This is a genomic window from Vibrio ichthyoenteri ATCC 700023, from assembly GCF_000222605.1.
GTDB classification, from domain to species: Bacteria; Pseudomonadota; Gammaproteobacteria; order Enterobacterales; family Vibrionaceae; genus Vibrio; species Vibrio ichthyoenteri.
In genome coordinates, this window is the sequence record NZ_AFWF01000086.1 from 74,235 (window position 1) to 95,134 (window position 20,900).

Sequence of the window (20,900 nt, forward strand, 5' to 3'; positions counted from 1 at the left end):
TATGAATACCTACTAATGAAAACGGCGTTTCAGTCTGAACACCAATGATGTCAGTTGGCTGAAATAGGGTCTTTCTTGGTTGGAGCGTTAGGTATTGGAGTCTCGACTACCGTTTCTGTACCTGCAGCGGTCGCTTCTGCGATAATCGTTGGATCTATTCCCGCCTCAATCGCGGCAATAGTTATCTCTTCGTTACTCAACCCAAGTTCACGGGCGGTTGCAACAATCAAATCAATATAATCAGGATATTGGATAAAAGCGAGAGTCAAAACTTGTGCAAACACATCGAGTCTCTGCTTCGCGACTTCCTGCAAAAAAAGAACCAAATTATCCTCTACCGAGTACAAAGAAAACTGTTCAATTAGAGCTATCGGGCTAAGAGACGTATCTTGGAATAAACTGTCTAACTGCTCTTGCGTCATTTCTTGAGCATGAGCCATTGAAACCATAGAAAGCGCAGCTGCCATACTTACAATTTTTAGTTTTTTCATGAAAATCCTTTTATATTACCCTTAGAGATAACGACAATTTAATGCCCTACCCTTTCTTCTCAATCTCTCCGATTGACCTTACTTAAAGGCGTCTAGATTAATGACGACAATAATAAGGACTAATATTGTTGAACTCTAAAATGTTACAGGCTCTTTCTCCAATAACAGGCATTTTTAATATTGAATCATATTGCCAAAGTTTCATTTTATATCGTTCATGATCTAACAAATAAGAAATAGACTGTTTTTTATCCACGAGTGATAGCTCAGGCCAATGCGCTAGATAATAGATAAGAGACTGTTTGACCGTGAATGACTCATACAATCCCATTTCATGAGCGAGATGAAATTGTTTGATCACAACATCAAAAGGGGCTCCATTTCGCCACATTTGATTGGCTTTATTCACGACCACTGTTGAATCTAGAGGACGCTTTTTTTGTTGTTGTTCAAACTGATCAATCGATAGAAGTGAAAATTTCTCTACCGACTGTGGCTTTACTGCTTGAAAGCCTAACCAAGAGTAATACAAACCGAAAGCCTGATGATCAATAAAAGGCCCTGAAGAGGCGGGGGTCAACGTCATATCTAAAGCAATGTCATGTTTACCGGCTTGTATTGTTGCTCGATTCAAATCTGCCAAAGTATTGCGTAGTGTTTGGCTTTGCCAATCATCCACGCCCTTAATCACAGATAGAAACATGAGTAACAAAGCACCCACCATTAAGCCTAAGCTCATCATTCGCTTACGCATAACTTAAACCTTGCGTTACGTGGTCCGTTTCTTGTTGGGCTAGCCTTTTTTAACGATGCAATAACGTACATAAACAAAACCAAGGGCAAATGGGGCAATATAACGCGCATCAATCGTCATGAAAAAGGAACTGGCTAACACTAAAAATAGTAACACGGTAAAATCATATTTCATTCGGTGCTTAATAAAAAACTTGAACAGTCGACCTATATATTTGATATAGACATAGACAAAAAATATGCCACCAAAGATAACCCAATCGAAAAAGAAGGACTTGGTCGAGACACTTTTGGTTTCACCAACCACCAAATAGTTCGAAAACTCCGAAAAATTCAATAACCCCGGAGCGAGGCCATCAACAAACCTCAAAGCATAAACTCCATATTCATACATTGAAGGTAAATAACCAAAGAAACCACTGCCAATTGGATTGTAAATGAGTGACATAATCGCGGTCATGACCGCAGTGCCTCGAGTCGCTACGCTCGTGTAACGCTCAATATCATTAACGATTGAACTGCCAAGAAATGTCGTCACAAACATCGATATTGAAAAGAGTAAGATGAACGACGCAAGTAGTTTGTGAAAAGCGTTAATGCGGCTGAAAGTAACAAAAGTAATAAATACCGTCATTAAGAAACAGATTAAGGTTCCCTTAGAGGTTATAAGGATGACACTCCCGACAATAACTGGTGTGATAATGAAAAGATTAATACGAAAAATAGCCGCAACCATTAACAGTGCGAGCGAAAACTGAAATCCAAAGGTACTCGCTTCTAAGGTAAACCCCCTCATTCGGTGAGGTGACAAAGCAAAATTTTGATGGAAAAATGACGAACTATTAATGAACCCTCGTGCAACTAAGTTTAACAAGAATGCAAATATCACAACGCCAGCAATGACCATCACCCCTTGATAGATTGTTTTCTCATCCTGACGAATGACGGTTAAAAAGATAACAACAGGAGGAATTATAAGGAGTAAAAATCTAAGGCCACGATCAAACAAAAAGGTTTTATTGTAATCACCGTAAAAAAAAGTCAGCAATATAAATGAATAAACAAAGAAGCCAAATAACAACTTAATGGTATTAAACTCGGTTTCAGATAAGGTGCGATAGGACAATACGATAATCAGAGCAAGTAACGGAACAAGAACAATCCCTAATGGTGCGGTAAATACCCCACCAATAGACGCAAGAGCGGTATTTTCAAATGGAATCAGTAAACACAAAAATAAAAACACCACTTTTTGCACAATAAACTCCTAGTTGAGCGTGGAAAACGACTGGAAATAACGCTGATTCATAACATCTTCATGGAAATTGTCTTCAAAGTGCTCGACACAATCTTGTTGACGAATGTTGAGGTAAGCCCTTTCTGTTAGGACTTGAGCGATACCTTGTGACAAACCAGACTCACTTTCTAGATCAAATACCCATCCAGTGCGTTCATTAAGCATATCTGCGAGCGAACCTGCATTTGACGCAAAGACTGGAGTACCATTACGCAATGACTCCGCCACAATGAGACCGAACCCTTCCCACAGCGAGGGAACAACCACAAAATCAGCATACTGAAAATGTTGGTCAAGTTGTGTGTTCGCAACCCAACCTAGGCGTTTGATAGTGACATTCTCTATCGAACTATCAAGTAGTTGATAAAGTTCAGGACAGTCCTTATGTACCGCCTCTCCAATTACGGTCAGCTCGATGGGCTGTTCAAGCCGTGGTAACTTTGTCAATGCGTCAAGAAACAAGTGCAAACCTTTGCACATATCCAAGCGACCAACAAACAACATTCGTGTCGGCCCAGGATTTCTTTCACTTTCTGCTAGCGCTAAAGCACTGCCCTGGACGCCATTCCACACCAAGGTGGTCTTGTTTTCTTTGAGACCAATCTTTAACGCTTCGTTATATTCTGATGGTGAAATGCAATAAATTTGGTCGCAAAATGGCGCTAACAATCTTTCCGCGCCGATGTAGATCGATCGGTAGACGGTGTTTTTAAACGTCGAACTATAGCGAACATTGAAAGACCAGCCATGACTACAAAATACAATAGCGACTTTATTCCATTTAGCGAAAGGCCACAAAAAAGGCCTTAGAAAACCAGAAAATGTACTGTGCAAAAAGATCACTTGGTATTGTTTTATTTCGATTTTAAACAGCAACATCCAGAGTAGTATCACAACATTGAACGGTCTAAACCCTCTTGATTTCAGCGGCAAAATAGAACGGTGATAATCAAAGGCAAGGAATTCATTCTCAACCGCTTTCGAACGAGATAATGACTCAAAAAAAGTTTCAATTCCGCCAGGTGTTGTTTCTGAAATATTAAGTACTTTCATCACTACCCCGTATAACTCAGTCGACGCAACACTTGATGATTGCTTAGCCCATCAAGCCTGAATAGCAGACGTAAAACCATTACAATCACCGAATATCGATTTAATTTCGAATCCACCTTGCCAAATAAAAACTTATGATTTGAAACGATTTTGTCAAATACACGTTGGTCTTGGGTCTTATTTTTCACCAAAAACTTGATCAAATTGATATAACAAGTAGAGATGAACAAATTGACATCTTGCTCTCGAGCCATTTTTTTTGCTTGTACAGAGATTCGCTCAAATGCATCGATATGCGTGGTGTCTTTCTGTGTTAATGGGCTATTGATCGCCGAACCACTGCGCATAACGTGAAAATACAAAACTTCATCACTGATATAGCATTGGCGTGCACATGAAAGGTAATCAATGATAAATAGGAGATCTTCGCTAAAATGCAGTTCTTCATCAAATCTCAAATTATGTGTCAAAAGCAATTGACGAGAAACCATCAAGCCACACACGTGCAAGCGAATTGCTTTGGTTAAATACAAAGAAAGCGCCTGACGCCCATCCACTTTTTGCACGCGATTAATCGCCTCCTCTGACTTATCATCCAACACTTTTTTAAATGAAAAGAGTACTGTATCTAAGCTTGGCTGCTGACGTAACACCTCATCTAAATAAGTAAAAACCGTCGTTTGGTAATGGTCATCGGAATCTAAAAAGAGAATGAATTCGCCTTGAGCATGTTCAATACCGAAATTACGTGCGCTCGAAACACCACCATTCTCTTTACGTAACAGGCGAATACCATCATGCTCGATTGAGTAATTTGGACCTTGCTGGGAGCCATCATCAACTAAAATCAGTTCCACATCATTTTCTGAACGCTGAGCGACTTCTTGGGTAAACCAATCTACGATACGTTTGGCATAATCAAAGGTATTGTAAATAGGTACAATTACTGAATATTTCACGCAATGGCCTCCTGCCATAATCGATTAACGACCTCAAGCTCGGTCTCTTTCGCCTTATTCAACGCATTTTTAGACAAGGTGTGATAACGCACTTCATCACCGCATATCTGAACAATTCGCTCTGCAAACTGAGTGCTATCTCCTTGAGCAACACGGTAACCATTAAGTCCGTCCTCAACAATCCACGGCAGAGCATCAAACGTCTGATAAGCCACAATCGGTAAGCCTTGGCTTCGAGCTTCAATCAATGTCTGGCCGAACCCTTCATATCTTGATGTCATGATAAACATTGCGTAGTTTTTTAGTGTGGCTGCAACATCGCTTGTCGGGCCTCTAAAATGCACATTATCTTGGCTCGCCACTAATTCAATTAGCGATGCCACTTCACTTTCACTGCCGTCACCATAGATATCTAAGCTATATCCCTCTGGCAGTCTCGCTACGATCTCTAGCATGGCGGAAAAATTTTTCTGCCCTTCATCAATACGAGCAATAGTGACAAGTTTCTTGCTTACTGATTGAGTGGAAGTAGCCCTCATCAACTTACAACCTCGAGGGATGACACTAACTCGGCCATCAAGACGGGGGAATAAACTCGCCAGTGCGAATTTGTCTTGATCGGTATAGACAGTAAAGAGATCTATTTTACTTTGTAACAACGTCATGATGAGCTTTGACAAAGGCTTAAAGAATACAGAGAACTTATTCGTCTGCACTAAGACAACTTTGGCATTATTTAATGTGCTGCGAGGCAAATAGAGCAAATCGTTTGGATGGAACAGCACAACAATGTCATCAGAACCGAGCTGTAACTCTTTCACCGCAGAGATTTGACTCAACTTGGCCGAGATTTTGTTACCACTTCCATATTTTGAATAACGAACATGCGCGCTCTCAGCATAGTGCTCTTTTGTCGGATCAAACTGAAACAATTCGTAATTCTCACCGTGAAATAGATTATGTAAACTCCGAATCAAGGTCTCAACCCCACCCATGGTGGTGGATTTTTGTGGATTAATCGTGACAAGTTTCATCAAATATCCCTGCCCTTAATCGCTACCAAACAGATCACGGGTATACACTTTGTCAGCAACGTCAGCTAATTCTTCAACCATACGATTGCTCACAATCACATCACTGATTTGTTTAAAGGCGTCAAAATCGTTGACCACTTCAGAATTGAAAAAAGTGGGCTCTTCGAGTAACGGCTCATAAACAATGACTTCGATCCCCTTCGCCTTAATACGTTTCATGATGCCTTGAATACTAGAGGCGCGGAAGTTATCAGAACCCGACTTCATGATAAGTCTATAGATACCCACCACTTTAGGCTGTTTATTAACGATAGAACGAGCAATGAAGTCTTTGCGGGTGGTATTTGCTTCTACAATCGCCTGAATCAAATTGTTAGGCACGTCTTGATAGTTCGCTAATAACTGCTTGGTGTCTTTAGGCAAACAGTAGCCACCATACCCAAAAGAAGGGTTGTTATAGTGAGTGCCAATTCGTGGGTCTAAGCCCACGCCTTCGATGATTTGACGAGAGTCCAAACCATGGCTTTCGGCATATGAATCAAGTTCATTGAAATAAGCAACTCGCATTGCGAGGTAAGTGTTAGAAAACAATTTAACCGCTTCAGCTTCGGTTGAATTAGTAAACAAAACTTGGATGTCGCTTTTCACGGCCCCTTCTACTAATAGTCCAGCAAAAGTTTCGGCACGGGCTGAATTTTCCCCAACGATAATTCGTGACGGATAAAGGTTATCGTGTAGCGCTTTACCTTCACGCAAAAATTCAGGGGAAAAGATGATGTTATCAAACTCTAGGTCGTGTTTTACTCGCTCAGTGAAACCAACTGGAATGGTAGATTTGATGACAACCACCCCTTTAGGCGCATATTGCTTCACTTCTTTGATCACTGACTCTACCGAGCTGGTATCAAAAAAATTCGTTTCTGCATCATAGTTGGTTGGGGTCGCGACAATAATGTAATCAGCCCCTTGATAAGCCAAATTTTTATCCGTAGTTGCGGTCAGATTCAACGACTTTTCTGCCAAGAAAAGCTCAATTTCAGTATCTGAAATCGGTGAAATCCGTTGATTGATTTTCGCCACCTTCCCTTCATCAATATCGAGCGCTAACACCTGGTGATTTTGAGCAAGAAGCACCGCATTAGACAACCCGACATAACCTGTACCAACAACTGTAATTTTCATAAATCTTCCGTAATTTATTAAGCTTGTAGGTAGTGACTGCACTACGCTTGATATTTTTGACTGGACAATGACTGCTTCTTCTTTGCGAAGCGATTTAATAATGCTTTGGGATTATTAAGGTAGTAATAAGTACGTACCGGAACCAAAGTGATTTTTCGTTGGAAAAGTAAACCAACAACATGTGCCACATCCCCTAGCGACATCACCTTGTGAAAATTCTTTACCATTTTATAAAGTGAGGTGCTGTTTGTAGCGATAGCAAAATGCGCTATGTATTCGATACGTTTGAGTTCCACCAGATAGCGCGAACGCACGACCGCGGGTTTAAAATTCACCGTCAGGGTGCCTTTACCGCGAGTCACACAATAAATCTCCTGCGGATGAACCGAAATAGAAGCCGCTTTTCGGCCTGAAACCAGTGAGAACATCACATCATTTGAAGCGATCACTTGATCAAAATAGAGCGCATGTTGCTGCAGAAAATCAGTGCGGAACACTTTGCTCCATGGCACCGAAAAATGATAACGAATATCTTCATTACCAGAGTCCAAGTAATCACGTACTAAATCAGCATAAATATGATGTCGGTCAGACAATTCACCACTCACATCACAACGACTGGTTGGTGAAAAGTACGTGATGTCTTCAGCGCTTAATACACGATCAAGTAGCTCAAACGTTCCAGAGCAAAACAGATCATCTGCGTCAGCAAACAAGGTGTAGTCGCTACGAACATAGTTCAGCGCAACATTACGTGCCGAACCTGCCCCTTTCACACCCGTATCATTGGTGAACAATTCAAGGTGAAGGCCTGGGAATTTTTGCGCTAATCGCTCGGCATCTAATACTTGCTCGCTATTATCATCCACGATAAGTAGTTGAATATCATTTCGCACAGGTACCGACTGAAGCAAGCGCTCTAGCCCTTGATGGCTATTAAAGTGCGGAACAATGATCGCATAAGTAAATTCCATTTTAGTGCTTCCCAATTATGACGTATGAGCTTCAGGCTGTTTATCGAGGTGATGAATATAGTCACCGTAAACATAATCTTGCTTACCCTTCCCTTCACTAATCTGGTTGAGTAACACACCTTCAAACTGGACATCGTGAGACATAAATCGAGAGATGGTATTGCGCAGCGTCACCACACGAGTACTGGAAGCTCGGAGAACCACAACAACCTTGCCTGTAATTTTACTTACAATCATGCTGTCGCTGACCACTAAAGCTGGCGGTGTATCAATGATCACTTTGTCGAAGCGTTCCGCTAATTGATGAAGTAACTGCGAGAAACGCTCAGAGCTAAGTAGCTCTTGCGGATTTGGTGTCGGCATGCCAGCAGGAAGCACGGTCAGTCCCGAACGCTCATCAACAAACAAACACTCTTCTAAGCTCGAATTCATCAATAGGTGATTCGTCAGACCTGGCTTATAACGTTTGTGGCCAAAACGTTCCGCCACTGCAGATTTTCTTAAGTCACAATCAATCAGCAAGGTGTTTTCTACCTTTGAGAACGCCAGTGCTAAGTTAATTGAACAGGTCGTTTTCCCCTCATTTGGCAATGATGATGAAATAGTAATAAATTTGCCTTCCCGATTTGCAAGTGCCAACGCAGTTCTAGCGGAGCGAATTGATTCATTAAACGTCATGTACTTTTCGCTAAAGAAGACATCACTACCCAGCACCTGCTTCTTGAATTTGGTTAACTTAGGAATCCCGCCCAATGGAATAAGCCCCAACTTATCTTCACAATGCTTAATTGACGTAATAGTGTTATTAAATGCATCCAGCAATAAAACCACTGATATCGAAAGTAACAGCGCTGCAATCATGGCAAAGCCAACAATCAGCTTTTTATTCGGTTTAGCGGGAAATTGTGGCGTTAATGCTTCATCAGTAAATCGGGCATTACGCGAATCAAAGTCGCTGGTTGCCGTCGTTTCTTTCTGGCGGTTCAAAAAGATATTGAGAATATTCCTATTCGTCTCTTCCTCTCGAAGCAATGCCTCATATTGACGCTTTTTAACCGTTAAGCTCTGGAACTCTTGTTTGCGATTATCTAACTCACGGGCAATCAAACGCTCTTGCGAGCGAACCGCTTGCAGTTCTTTGCCTATGCCGCCCACAAGTTGGCCAATCAGCTGACTCAACTGCTCTTCGAGATTGCCACGCTTCGCGCTCACGGCAATCATTTTTTCGTGTTTAGGGCCATAGGTTTTGGAAAATTCGGTTTGCTCACGCTTAGCATCGGCCAACAAACTGCGTAAATTAATCACCTGAGGATGCTTAGAAATCTCAGGTACCGATGACACATCCGTCATCGCCAAAGAGCCGCCACTACTTAAAGTACTATAAGCAGACTCAAGCTGAATACGTCGGTCTGTTACTTCACTCAAGCGTAAGATTAAATCGTTGATCACAGCGCTGGCTTGTACATCAATGCCACTGTCATCGTCATCAACCAATTTTTCTTTGGCTAAGAATTCAATCAACGCATTTTCAGAACGTTTCAGTTGTTCTTGCAATTGTTCCATGCGACCAGAAATCCAAGACGATGCATGCTCAGTCGCATCCAATCGAGCATCAAGCCCTTCGAGGATGTACGCTTCGCCGACTGCATTAGCCACATCTGCCGCAAGTTGCGCGTCTAAAGACTCAAACGTAATACGAACCAGTTGGGTTTTTCGAATAGGAGAGATAAACAAGCGAGATTGAAATCTGGCCAATACCGCGTAACGTACTTTTGTCGCCTGCTCTTCCGCTGTTGGCTCACGCTGTAACTCTTCTGACTTAAACATCGGCAATGCCAGAATTTTCTCTTTGAGCAGAGCCTTTAATGATTGTTCAGGCTCAATATAAGGATTAAATTCTTTGTTATTTTCTAGATTGAGTTGTGCAATGACTCGCTCAGCAATACGGCGAGACTTTAAAATTTCAAACTGTGTTAAATAGTATTCTTGTTGGGTCGAATCAATACCGACCACTTCTTCAATGGAAACCGCGTTGCTCGTTTTAGATTCAATCAAGAGCGTCGCTGTCGCCTGATAAGTAGGCGCAATAGACAATGCAAACAGTGCAGCAAGCACCGTTACAAGAGCGGTAAATAGTGATATTTTCAACCAGCTGCGTTTCAGTAATACTATGTACTTACCAAAATCCACCGACTCCCCTTCCACTGAGGTTTTTTCATCACTTAGTAACTTCATACTTTCCCTAATAATTCGTCAAATTGAGTTGGTTTGTGGCCGGTGTTACCAAAAAGAAGCGACAACATGAATCGTGTCACCTGGATGGATAACTTGATATAACTCAGCTTCGATTTCTGTGTTTTTATCAAACTCAGTGGCTAGCTGTTCGGCACTCAGATTGGCGTACTGATCGGACTCTGTGGATTTGGTGCGGTAAGCACGAGCGCTACGACGGTATTTACTCATCACGCCCCCAGCTAAGGAAATTGCTTTTTGGACTGTGAGTCCTGGTTCGTATTCATAACCGCCTGGCTTATTGACGAGGCCGTTAATATAAACATTACGATACTGAACAATAGCCACGTTCACCTTAGGGCTCACAAGGTAATCGCCTTGTAGGCCCAGTGTTATCTCACTCTGGACTTGTTCGAGAGTTTTACCCCCAAGTTTAATAACACCGAGATAGGGATAATCGATGACTTCACGATTATCTATTTTTTGCTCCTCTATGGTCAGGTTCTCTTCGCCATAGACTTTTATGCTAATCACATCACCAGCGGCAAGTTGATACAAATCACTGCTATTTGCAAAGACTGAACCAATAGAAATACAACTTAGCATAAGGATTTTAAACAGCTTATTAATCACTTTAACACCTAATCTTACTGGTTAATTTAATACGCGGTTTTACCGACAAAACCTTTAAAAATGGTCAAGAAAATAATCTTAATATCAAGCCATAGAGACCATTCACGAATATAATTCAAATCGTACTCAACACGCTTTTCCATTTTATCTACCGTATCAGTTTCACCACGATAACCATTAATTTGTGCCCATCCCGTAATGCCTGGTTTTACTTTGTGACGGAGCATGTAACGATCAACAATTTGGCGATATTCTTCATTATGGGAAACCGCGTGTGGTCTTGGCCCAACAATAGACATACGACCTTGAAGGACATTAATAAATTGAGGAAGTTCATCAAGGGATGTTTTACGGATAAAAGCACCAAATTTAGTAATTCTGGGATCGCCTTTGGTTGCTTGTTTAACCACTTGGCCATTATCCATAGAGCGCATAGAACGGAACTTCCACACTTTTATTTTCTTGCCATCAATACCATAACGATGCTGTTTAAAAATAACCGGACCTGGGGATGACAATTTAACCCCAAGAGCAACCGCCAGTAACACCGGACTAATTAGCAATAAAATAAGGAGTGAAACAACAATATCTTCCAAGCGCTTAACAAAGGTAGACATACCGTAAAATGGCGTATCATGAATACTTAACGTTGGGATATTGCCCACATTACGCCAACGAGATTGAATAAGATCATAAGTGAAGAAATCAGGTACGATATAGACGCGAGCGGTACTATCTGCAAAATAATTGATCACTTCTTTTATTCTAGTTGATGCTTTCATAGGCAAAGCAACATAAACATGGCGGAAGTCACGCTCTTTCGCCATTTTCAACGCATCGTTAATTGAGCCTTTGAGGGCGATATCGAGATTGTCATTGGATAAACGATCTGGGCTTCTATCGTCGAAAATGCCGACTAAGTTAAGCCCATGATGGCGACTTGATTGAATTTCTTTTGCTAATGCCAACCCTGCCGGCGTCGCCCCGATAATGATGCTTTTTTTCTCATAGGAATTTGATTTTGTTGATGTTCTAACTTTGCCACTCACCAAACGATAAGTCGTCAGTAATACGGGAGTGCCCACAAACCAGAGAGTAATCGCTACACGAGAAAACGAATCGGTAATTTTGAAGCCAAAAGCGAGTACGAGCAATAAGCCAATCGCACAAAACCAAGATAAGAGTATTGGGGCAAACGTTTGACGCAATGAAGAAGTAAAAGAAGGATTATAGACACCAAGCAGCTCAGCCATAACACTAAAAGAGACCACCGCAACACTGGTCGCTAGTAAGTAATAAATGTTCCACGAGTCTGCGTATAGATTGGCAGACATAATGATCGTTGTGATCACAATCCCGATATCTAACACGCGATAGGCGATGACGTGCTCATCTCCATGGTGTTTTATAATGCCTATTTCTCTCATGACTATATTCCCTGAACTAAACGAATTCCATTCGATTCCAAAGTGAATATGCCGTCATACTTTGTTAGCACATCACTTTAATCTGGACATAGTCTGTATTTATTTGCGACAAAAACAAAGTAGATTTATTTTCTATTCAATTTGTTCCAGACTTTGAGATTGCAATAATTCCAACTTGTGAGAATATCAAGATAAAGATTCGACTATAGTCGTAAAAAAGCGATTAATTTGGATATTTAAAGCAATTCATCCATAAAATTAATAGGGCTATATAGTTTTTTAAAACCACAATAAAATAAACACATACAACTTTATGATTAACTAACAGTATAAACCAGCCATGCAACGAACAATTTAATTACAACATAACAAACTGTAAAATAACAACCCGCGCTGCACACCTAGTCATATAATAATGCCGTCAAAATACTCGTTCGTATTTGATCAATTCTAGACATAAAAAAGCCCCTCACTTAGGAGGGGCAAATGTTACCATCGCTTATAGTTATAATGTTTTACCAGTAAATTTATTAACCAAAGTCACCGTTTACATAACCTTGAGTGCGGTCATCTCGTGGAGAGTTAAAGATAACACTCGTTTCATCATGTTCGACTAATTCACCCATAAGGAAAAAGGCGGTACGGTCTGATATACGACGGGCTTGTTGCATAGAGTGCGTAACGATGACTATCGTATAGTTCTTTTTCAGCCCTTCCATCAAATCTTCAATTTTGTGCGTCGCGATAGGATCAAGTGCTGACGTTGGTTCGTCCATTAAAATAACATCAGGTTCCATTGCGATGGTACGTGCGATGCACAGACGCTGCTGCTGTCCACCTGAAAGGCCAAACGCATGGGATTTCAAGCGGTCTTTTACTTCATCCCACAATGCTGCACCACGCAACGAACGCTCGACCACTTCATCAATGTGCTTCTTGTCTTTCATGCCTTGAGCACGTAGTCCATAAGCAACGTTTTCGTAAATACTCATAGGGAATGGATTTGGCTTTTGAAACACCATCCCCACTTTAATACGTAGGTCGGCCACATCGATATTGCCATAGATGTCTTCTTCATCCATGGTCAATTTGCCTGTAATTTTTACACCTTCAATCAAATCGTTCATGCGATTTAGACAACGTAGTAGTGTTGATTTGCCGCAACCAGATGGGCCAATTAGCGCCGTAACTTGACGAGTTGGAATAGGTAGGTTGATCGATTTTAGCGCTTGGTTGTCACCGTAAAATAGATCTAGGTTTTCAATATTAAATTTGTTCATCATGATATCTCTTAAATCTTAAATTCGTTTCTGTCGATTGTGTCTTAGCGCATTTTGTTGCGGCGCAATCGACAGCTTAAGTATGCGTTAAATTAGTAAGTTGCTGTGTTGAAACGGCTTGCAATCAACTTTGTCACCATATTGATAAGCAGTACTACTACTATCAACACTGTCGCTGTACCGTAAGCTTGGTTCCATTCTTCAATGGTAAATAGCTCTGTGGTTAGCTTATATAAGTGAACAGTCAACGTACGACCAGAATCCATCAATGAATCTGGAATACGAGCTACCATACCTGCGGTTAAGAACACCGGGGCGGACTCACCAATAACACGACCAATACTTAAAATGACCGAAGTTAAGATACCTGGCATTGCACTAGGCAAAATCAAACGCCAGATAGTATAAATTTTTGAAGAACCTAATGCGTATGAACCTTCACGATAAGCGTGCGGGACTGACATGAGTGCTTCTTCTGTTGTACGAATGATTACCGGCAAAATCAGAATACTTAGCGTTAGCGCTCCCGACAAGATAGAAAAACCTAAGCCAAGAATCGCGACGAAAAACGTCATACCAAATAAGCCAAAGATAATCGATGGAATACCAGCCAGCGACTCGGTACAAAAACGAATCACTTTAACCAGACGACTGCCTACTTTTGAATATTCCGTCAAGTAAATTGCCGTCATGATGCCCAACGGCGCAGCAACAGCAATTGAAGCCATTACCATGTATAGCGTTGAGATAATCATCGGGAAGATGCCTTGCTCATCGCCAGTACGGGTGTAGTCGTCAGTCACAAAGTTCCAATCAACATGTTGAAGACCGTTTGATAAAATGTACCAAATAATCCAGAACAAGAAGCCAACTGTCAGTGCCGCGGCAGCCCATACAAACCCGCTTAAAATGTTGTCTTTCATCTGGCGCGAGCGTTTAAGTTTTGCGTAATCCATAGTCATCACCAGTAGTTATTTTGTCTTTTGACGATTCAGATAAAGCAGCGCAGCGTTTAGCATCATAATAAATGCTAATAAAACAACGCCCGTTGCATAGAGTGCACTCGCATGTACACCACTTGCGTAAGACATCTCTATCGCTATATTCGCCGTCAGTGTACGAGCCGAATCTAAGATACCTTGTGGCATTGCTGGCGCATTACCCATAACCATGATGATCGCCATCGTTTCGCCAAGTGCACGACCAATACCCAAAATAACCCCTGTCATGATGCCTGAACGCGCAGCAGGAACTAACAATTTAAAAATGGTGTATATCTTTGATGCACCCAGTGCCAAAGAACCTTCTTTATATGTTCTTGGCACCGCGCGAATTGACGTTTCCGATACGGTAATAACCGTCGGTAGAATCATCACACCAAGGACAATGATACCCGCTAGGATGGTATTACCCGCAGGGACATCAAAGACATTTTGAATCAGTGGAACAATAATAACTAAGCCAAAGAAGCCGTATACCACCGAAGGAATACCAGCCAATAGCTCTACCGCAGGGCGAATAACATCCGCGATGCGCTTTGGCGCAATCTCAGCGATGAAAACAGCCGTCAGTACACCTATAGGAACGCCGACGACAACCGCACCGAAAGTTGAAACAACCGAGGCGACAATCATGGTTGCAACACCATAAAGAGCCGGTGGTAACCAATCTTGTCCCAAAACGATACCTGTCACGCCAACTTCTTGGAACGCCGGAATAGATTCACGGACGATAAAGTAAGCAATAACGGCAAGAGAGATAATGCCGATTGCGGCACTAGTCAGAAATAAGCCATGGAAGATGCGCTCTTTCCAGTCAACGCGCTTTTTAGCACGTAGGCCAGGCTTAGATATTTGAGTCGCTTCAGTGTTCATAAGCTCTTCACTATTTGTTGCGATGGTCATAAAAAATCACCGTACTTGCCCAATCATATCGGGCAGTCGTGTAACAAAAGGCTCAGCCCAATGCGGGCTGAGCAATAATGGGTATTCGAATATTAGTTAACTGAGATGTAACCTTTACTTTCTACGATTGTTTGTGCTTCGTCAGTTAGCATCCAATCTAAGAATTTTTGAGCTTCAGCCGTCGGTTTGCCTTCTTTGTAAAGAACAAGGAATGGACGAGCTACTTGGTAAGAACCGTTCTTAACGTTATCTACTGAAGCTGGAGTGCCATTGATATCAAGCGCATTTACTGAGCCATCAACAGTACCTAGTGAGATGTAGCCGATTGCGTATGGGTTAGATGCGACCATTGTTTTCAGAGCACCGTTACCGTTGGCAACTTGAGCGCGTTGAGAAATCGCTGATACTTTCTTATCACCAATTTTTTTCTTAAGCTTCATGATATCTTCAAATGCGCCACGCGTACCTGATGCTGTATCACGAGTAATAGCGACGATTGGCTTATCTGCGCCACCAACGTCTTTCCAGTTAGTGATATCACCCTTGTAAATTGCCGTAACTTGCTCAGCCGTTAGACCTTCAAGTTTGTTTTTCGGGTTTACCACAACTGCGATACCATCACGAGCAACCACTTCTTCAACCAGTGTTGGCTCTTTTTCTGACTCTTTTAGATTACGAGATGACATGCCCAAATCTGCACTGCCATTTTTCGCAGCTTTAACGCCCGCTGAAGAACCAGGTCCTTGGACTTCAATATATACGTTTGCGTTGTCTTTCATGTATGTTTCAGAGAAAACTTCCATCAGTGGCGTAACGCTACTAGAACCTACAGCAGAGATAGTTTCTTTTGCTGAAGCTGGAGTCACTGCTAGTGTACTTAGTAGAGCAATCGCTCCGATAACTGTCTTTTTCATCACAAGTTCCTTTATTGGCTTTATTGCCGTTGTGTTTATTCAACGATGCCTACTTTAGGGGGTAAATATGACAGTTGTGTTTCACTTAATTGAAGCCTATATGACAGTTGTAAAAAAGCATTCGCCCACAGAAAACAAGACTAAATCATTGATATTTATAGAATCAACAACAAAACCGGCGTAAATACATACAGCTTATCGCATAAGAAATAAGCAGTAATTTCGCTTTTTGTCATAAAGTAAAAAAGCCAGTCATAATTATGACTGGCTTTTAGCCCAACAGAGTTGGATTACAGGAGCACACTAGTCTAGGGGGAAAACTAGTCTGCTTAGGGGGAAAAGTCTCACGATCTGATGGTAACAACCACTCGATCTAAGTTTTCGATTTGATCAATGCCGCCGCACTTAACATTGCATCTTTAGTACAGACATCAATGATTTTTAAGTGATTAAATCGCTCTGGATCTTTAATCGCGACATCATGAGCAAAGATCACAAAGCGCGCTTTTTCGACATCTTTGGCGGTAATACGATTATTGATACCATTAGCACCTTGTGTTTCAACCTTAATCTTAATTCCTAACGCGTAAGCGGCTTTTTCTAACGACTTCGCTGCCAAGAAAGTGTGCGCAACGCCTGAAGGACAAGCGGTAACCGCCAGAACTTCCGCTTCGCCTTCACCTTCAATAGAACGATAACGCTCAGCACAACTTAAGCTTTCATCTTCATTGACCGTCTTTTTTAGCAAAATAACAATAGCCGCGGTGGTGAGTGCCCCTGCCAAGGTGCCGACGATGTAGCCAATTTTCCCATCCACAACTGGCAGCACAATCCACCCGCCCCACGGCGCATGGTTGACGACATGAAACATGAAACCCATTACGTTACCCACAATGCCACCGGCAACAATTGCGGGGATAACACGCGCGGGATCAGAAGCGGCAAATGGAATAGCGCCTTCACTGATGCCTATCATGCCCATAATTCCAGCCGCTTTGCCCGCTTCACGTTCATCGCGTTTAAATTTCTTTGGTGATAGCAGTGTTGCTAAAGCCATCCCTAACGGTGGAGTGCAAATTGCAATTCCAACCCCACCCATTAACCATGGTTGTGTATTAATCTGTGTTTGCGCGAATAACGTCGCGACTTTATTGATAGGGCCGCCCATATCAAACGCCGTCATAGCACCGAGAACAGTGCCAAGCATGATCTTGCCCGACCCTGCCAGTCCAGCCAGCGATTGATTCAATGACTCCATCGCATTCGCAATAGGAGCGCCAATTAGCCACATTACCGCACCGCACGTTACAAACGTGCCAATCAGTGGGTAAATAAAGATAGACCCGAGTGAGCTCATGCTGCTCGGCAATTTAATTTTCTTCAGCAGCCATACCACGTACCCGGCAAAAAAACCGACCACGATAGCACCAAGAAACCCGGTGTTGTAATGACTCACCGCAATCCACGCACCGATCATACCCGGAGCAAGACCTGGTTTATCGGCAATGGAATAGGCAATATAGCCCCCCAATACCGCGGTAAATAAGGTCAGCCCCGCGAGACCCATTTGGGCAATATCCGCTAACACTCCTGTCGTTGGTACACCACCATGACCAGAAATCATCACTGATAACGACAACAATACGCCACCAGCCACGATAAATGGGATCATATGTGAAGTGCCAAACAACAAATGCTCTTTCGCCCTGGCCAAACTTTGCTTCATTGGACTCAGCGGCGGAGCGAGTTCAACCTGATCGACATAGACGTTATGGTGCTCAACACCAACATCGGTCAATAATGCTAGAGCTTCCTCTATTGACTGGACTTGCTTAAGGTCCGTCACAAAGCCATCTTCAATCAATTTTGAAGAAAGCTGCGCTAATACTTCAATATGGTGGTGGTCATCGCCATCTGGAGACGCGAGCATAAAAAACACATCCGATAGCTCGCCATCTTCAGCACCATAATCGATGCCATTTTGACTGATGCCAACCGCCACTGCCGGAGTTGATACTGCATAGCTTTTTGCATGAGGAATGGCGATACCTTGTTCAAAACCGGTATTACCGATGCTTTCTCGTTTCCAGATATCCACCAGAAAGTCGTTTTTGTTTACCAATTTACCTGCCGACTCTAACAACCCGACAAGTTCCAGTAACACTTCTTCCTTGGTTTGAGCTTTAAGGTCTAAACAGATCGTCTCTGGTTCAATTAGATTTGTTATATCCATTGTTATTGTCACCTAAAATTTGAACAAAAACGGCCCATGCATGAGCGTAGATTAACCAACCTTACCCCATGTAAGATATAGGAGGAATCTAGCATTAACTGGAAAAATGTAACACTCATTTCAAACTGTGATACGCCTCTTACCTGAGCATGGTTTTAAGCGAACTTTTCTCGCTTTGATATGCTAGTATCGGGCAAAAATAGAGCCGAGAATCATGATGAAAATTGTTGCTGTCACTGCATGCCCAACCGGTATTGCTCATACTTATATGGCCGCAGACGCCCTAGTAAAAGCGGCATCTAAATTCAACGTCCAGATAAAAGTAGAAACACAAGGCGCAATGGGGATCGAAAACCCTTTAACGCCATTAGATATCACCCATGCAGATAGAGTTCTTATTGTCTCTGACATCGAGATTGAACAAGCCGGTCGTTTTGAGGGAATGAACAAAATTCAAATCCCAATCGAAGATGTATTACTTAACGTCGACAAAGTGTTTCTTATTCATTGCCGATAACTCAGAGCAGAATTGAATATCGCTGATGAACGAATATCAAATTACATTTTTAGTCGATGACGCTAACGCCAGTGCTCATGTTGCATCACCACTGCATCGAATCGCCAAGAAATTCAAAAGCTCACTGCATATTTTGAATATTACTCAAGATCGTTGCGCCAAATTGACACGATCCATGGCAATGCTACAAGCAGGGTTAATCAAGGGTGACATTTGCCAAATAACCGCAATGGGTATTGACGCGGAACTCGCTTGTTTTGTCATAAAAGACATCATAGCCGAACATTTCACACTGGTGGGTTCACAGATCAATTATGAATTTTCTAGCCAACTGGCTCAGCAATTACCGCAGATCTGCCCTCCCAGCGAAATACATTGGCATTACGCCAAAGCCCGCACAGAATTGACCAAGTTCGAATGTCTAAAAGGACTGGCTCAACTGATTTACCCTGACAATCCAGATGAGTTGATTCTGGCCTTTATTAAAAGAGAGGAACGCTCATCAACATGTGTCACTCCAGGCATCGCATTGCCCCATGTCATGTTCGCTGATGTCGAACACGTTTCGGTCGCCGTCATCGTCAATGAAAAAGCCATAGACTGGGCATCAAAGATGGGCGATGTGCACATCGCAATAGCACTGGTAATTCCTGCCAAACCTAACCGAGAACAAATTATTTCCGCAACAAATCTCACCCGCAACCTTCTTAGTGGGCAAATAGCGGAACGTTTATTGTTTACCCGAAGCAGCGTAGATCTACAAGCCTTACTGATGTACTCCATGTCGCGCCTCATTGTTTAACGAAACACGCAGCTAGTCACCAGCATCCTAGCCCACCATCGATAAATTATTTTTACGCCGAGCCACGATATTCGGTTGGCGTTCGACCGGTTCTATTTTTAAAGACTCGACAAAAATAGTTCACATCTTTAAAGCCACAGCGCAGCGATACTTCACTCAACTTGAAGTTGTATTTTTTCAACATGAACTTTGCTCGATCCACCCTTACCCAAGTAATGTAATCCGCTAGCGTCATATGGCCTTGTTGACGGAAAAGACGTGACAAATGGTTCGCAGAGATACTAAATCGCTCCGCAATACTGTCGCGCGAGATCGGTCGATGGAAGTTATCTTGAATATAGATACATATTCCTTGATAAAGATCTTGAACACGACTTTGCGTTTGTTCGATAGGCGCTTCGAGCATAACTTTGCTGTATTGAAGCAATGCTTGCAGTAGCAATTCATCCATCGGTTTTTTGTGGCTCTCACGCGCTAAAGAACTAAGCGCCTCAAGAATATTGTCAATCGCAAAGCCTGATCGAGTCTGAATACTGTGCTTTTGGACATCAAAAAAACCGGTTTCACCTTTGCGCTTGCTCACCAAGCTCAAGCCCAGTTGGCGACGACCAAATAAGATACTTAAAACGGAACAATCTGTATCCCAGTCAGGTTTATTCCAGCAGTTTGGCGGAATAAAAATAGCATCACCCGCCTTGGCCGCAATATGAGTGACCTTGCGATCATGGCTTTCCATCTCATTGATATATTCGCCATCCAATACCAATTCAAGTCGCGGAAAGTTTACTTGGTAGCTAAATTCTGGAGGCGTATGAAAATCACCAGCAAACCATATGTGATGAAACGGTTCGCGTTCACTAAGGACTGAAGATATCAGATCATGAAAAATCATTGAATGGGCTCAAATTACGCATTCTTAATGCTATTAAGATAGATATACATCGGTAGGTGGTCATTCACCAAGGAGCAAAATCACACTTCAAAAATTAGGTTACAAAAATTCAGCCTCTGTGACAATTTTATAGCTAATTAATTCAAACTCACTCATAAAACCCAATAAAAACAATCAGTATAGACATAGCACATAATTCATCCAAATAATTAATACGTCACAAATATGCAATCCAGAGCACCCAGCGACCGATCTATATCACACTCTTTTTAATGCGTTACAATTGTCTAGTAAATGCTTCTTTTCTTCACTACAGCCCATCA

General features: G+C 42.1%; 19 protein-coding genes. 2 read left to right on the top strand and 17 right to left on the bottom strand.

Annotation, left to right across the window (positions count from 1 at the left end):
- Nucleotides 1–50: 50 nt before the first annotated feature.
- The 16 genes from RH85_RS07365 to RH85_RS07440 form a co-directional block, all read right to left on the bottom strand.
- Nucleotides 51–491 carry a hypothetical protein gene (locus RH85_RS07365; protein WP_006711584.1) on the bottom strand — a complete coding sequence of 147 codons (441 nt, stop codon included), beginning with the start codon at nucleotides 489–491 and terminating at the stop codon, nucleotides 51–53.
- Nucleotides 492–588: 97 nt separating this feature from the next.
- A complete protein-coding gene (locus RH85_RS07370; RefSeq protein WP_006711585.1) occupies nucleotides 589–1,245 on the bottom strand; it encodes a hypothetical protein in 657 nt (218 codons plus the stop codon).
- A 39-nt stretch (nucleotides 1,246–1,284) separates the two neighbouring features.
- Nucleotides 1,285–2,502, bottom strand: a complete 1,218-nt coding sequence (locus RH85_RS07375) for a hypothetical protein (RefSeq protein ID WP_006711586.1) — start codon at nucleotides 2,500–2,502, stop codon at nucleotides 1,285–1,287.
- 9 nt (nucleotides 2,503–2,511) lie between these two features.
- Nucleotides 2,512–3,594 (bottom strand): glycosyltransferase family 4 protein, encoded by a 1,083-nt coding sequence (locus RH85_RS07380; RefSeq protein WP_006711587.1) that lies wholly within the window; start codon nucleotides 3,592–3,594, stop codon nucleotides 2,512–2,514.
- A gap of 2 nt (nucleotides 3,595–3,596) precedes the next feature.
- The gene (locus RH85_RS07385) at nucleotides 3,597–4,553 is read right to left on the bottom strand and encodes a glycosyltransferase family 2 protein (protein WP_006711588.1); all 957 of its coding nucleotides are present in this window, start codon (nucleotides 4,551–4,553) and stop codon (nucleotides 3,597–3,599) included.
- The gene (locus RH85_RS07390) at nucleotides 4,550–5,587 is read right to left on the bottom strand and encodes a glycosyltransferase (protein ID WP_006711589.1); all 1,038 of its coding nucleotides are present in this window, start codon (nucleotides 5,585–5,587) and stop codon (nucleotides 4,550–4,552) included. The genes RH85_RS07385 and RH85_RS07390 overlap by 4 nt, the downstream gene beginning before the upstream one ends.
- Before the next feature lie 15 nt (nucleotides 5,588–5,602).
- Nucleotides 5,603–6,769, bottom strand: a complete 1,167-nt coding sequence (locus RH85_RS07395) for a nucleotide sugar dehydrogenase (protein ID WP_006711590.1) — start codon at nucleotides 6,767–6,769, stop codon at nucleotides 5,603–5,605.
- Between the two features lie 41 nt (nucleotides 6,770–6,810).
- Nucleotides 6,811–7,743, bottom strand: coding sequence for a glycosyltransferase family 2 protein (locus RH85_RS07400; RefSeq protein ID WP_006711591.1), 933 nt, complete (start codon nucleotides 7,741–7,743; stop codon nucleotides 6,811–6,813).
- A gap of 15 nt (nucleotides 7,744–7,758) precedes the next feature.
- Complete coding sequence (locus tag RH85_RS07405) at nucleotides 7,759–9,978, bottom strand: GumC family protein (RefSeq protein WP_006711592.1); 2,220 nt, start codon at nucleotides 9,976–9,978, stop codon at nucleotides 7,759–7,761.
- Nucleotides 9,979–10,023: 45 nt separating this feature from the next.
- The gene (locus tag RH85_RS07410) at nucleotides 10,024–10,608 is read right to left on the bottom strand and encodes a polysaccharide biosynthesis/export family protein (RefSeq protein ID WP_006711593.1); all 585 of its coding nucleotides are present in this window, start codon (nucleotides 10,606–10,608) and stop codon (nucleotides 10,024–10,026) included.
- 26 nt (nucleotides 10,609–10,634) lie between these two features.
- On the bottom strand, nucleotides 10,635–12,035 hold the full coding sequence (locus RH85_RS07415) for an undecaprenyl-phosphate glucose phosphotransferase (RefSeq protein WP_006711594.1): 1,401 nt from the start codon (nucleotides 12,033–12,035) through the stop codon (nucleotides 10,635–10,637).
- A 530-nt stretch (nucleotides 12,036–12,565) separates the two neighbouring features.
- Entirely contained in the window at nucleotides 12,566–13,315 is a 750-nt protein-coding gene (gene pstB / locus RH85_RS07420; RefSeq protein WP_006711595.1) for a phosphate ABC transporter ATP-binding protein PstB, read from the bottom strand.
- 92 nt (nucleotides 13,316–13,407) lie between these two features.
- A complete protein-coding gene (gene pstA / locus RH85_RS07425; RefSeq protein WP_006711596.1) occupies nucleotides 13,408–14,271 on the bottom strand; it encodes a phosphate ABC transporter permease PstA in 864 nt (287 codons plus the stop codon).
- A gap of 15 nt (nucleotides 14,272–14,286) precedes the next feature.
- On the bottom strand, nucleotides 14,287–15,219 hold the full coding sequence (pstC, locus tag RH85_RS07430; RefSeq protein WP_006711597.1) for a phosphate ABC transporter permease subunit PstC: 933 nt from the start codon (nucleotides 15,217–15,219) through the stop codon (nucleotides 14,287–14,289).
- A 92-nt stretch (nucleotides 15,220–15,311) separates the two neighbouring features.
- Complete coding sequence (locus tag RH85_RS07435) at nucleotides 15,312–16,133, bottom strand: phosphate ABC transporter substrate-binding protein (RefSeq protein ID WP_006711598.1); 822 nt, start codon at nucleotides 16,131–16,133, stop codon at nucleotides 15,312–15,314.
- 373 nt (nucleotides 16,134–16,506) lie between these two features.
- A complete protein-coding gene (locus tag RH85_RS07440; RefSeq protein WP_006711599.1) occupies nucleotides 16,507–18,366 on the bottom strand; it encodes a fructose-specific PTS transporter subunit EIIC in 1,860 nt (619 codons plus the stop codon).
- Between the two features lie 217 nt (nucleotides 18,367–18,583).
- Between RH85_RS07440 and RH85_RS07445 the strand changes: the two genes are divergently transcribed.
- Entirely contained in the window at nucleotides 18,584–18,883 is a 300-nt protein-coding gene (locus tag RH85_RS07445; RefSeq protein ID WP_006711600.1) for a PTS fructose transporter subunit IIB, read from the top strand.
- A 25-nt stretch (nucleotides 18,884–18,908) separates the two neighbouring features.
- Complete coding sequence (locus tag RH85_RS07450; RefSeq protein WP_006711601.1) at nucleotides 18,909–19,685, top strand: PTS sugar transporter subunit IIA; 777 nt, start codon at nucleotides 18,909–18,911, stop codon at nucleotides 19,683–19,685.
- A gap of 52 nt (nucleotides 19,686–19,737) precedes the next feature.
- Here the strand turns inward: RH85_RS07450 and RH85_RS07455 are convergent, their stop codons facing one another.
- Nucleotides 19,738–20,577 carry a helix-turn-helix transcriptional regulator gene (locus RH85_RS07455; protein WP_006711602.1) on the bottom strand — a complete coding sequence of 280 codons (840 nt, stop codon included), beginning with the start codon at nucleotides 20,575–20,577 and terminating at the stop codon, nucleotides 19,738–19,740.
- Nucleotides 20,578–20,900: the final 323 nt, after the last annotated feature.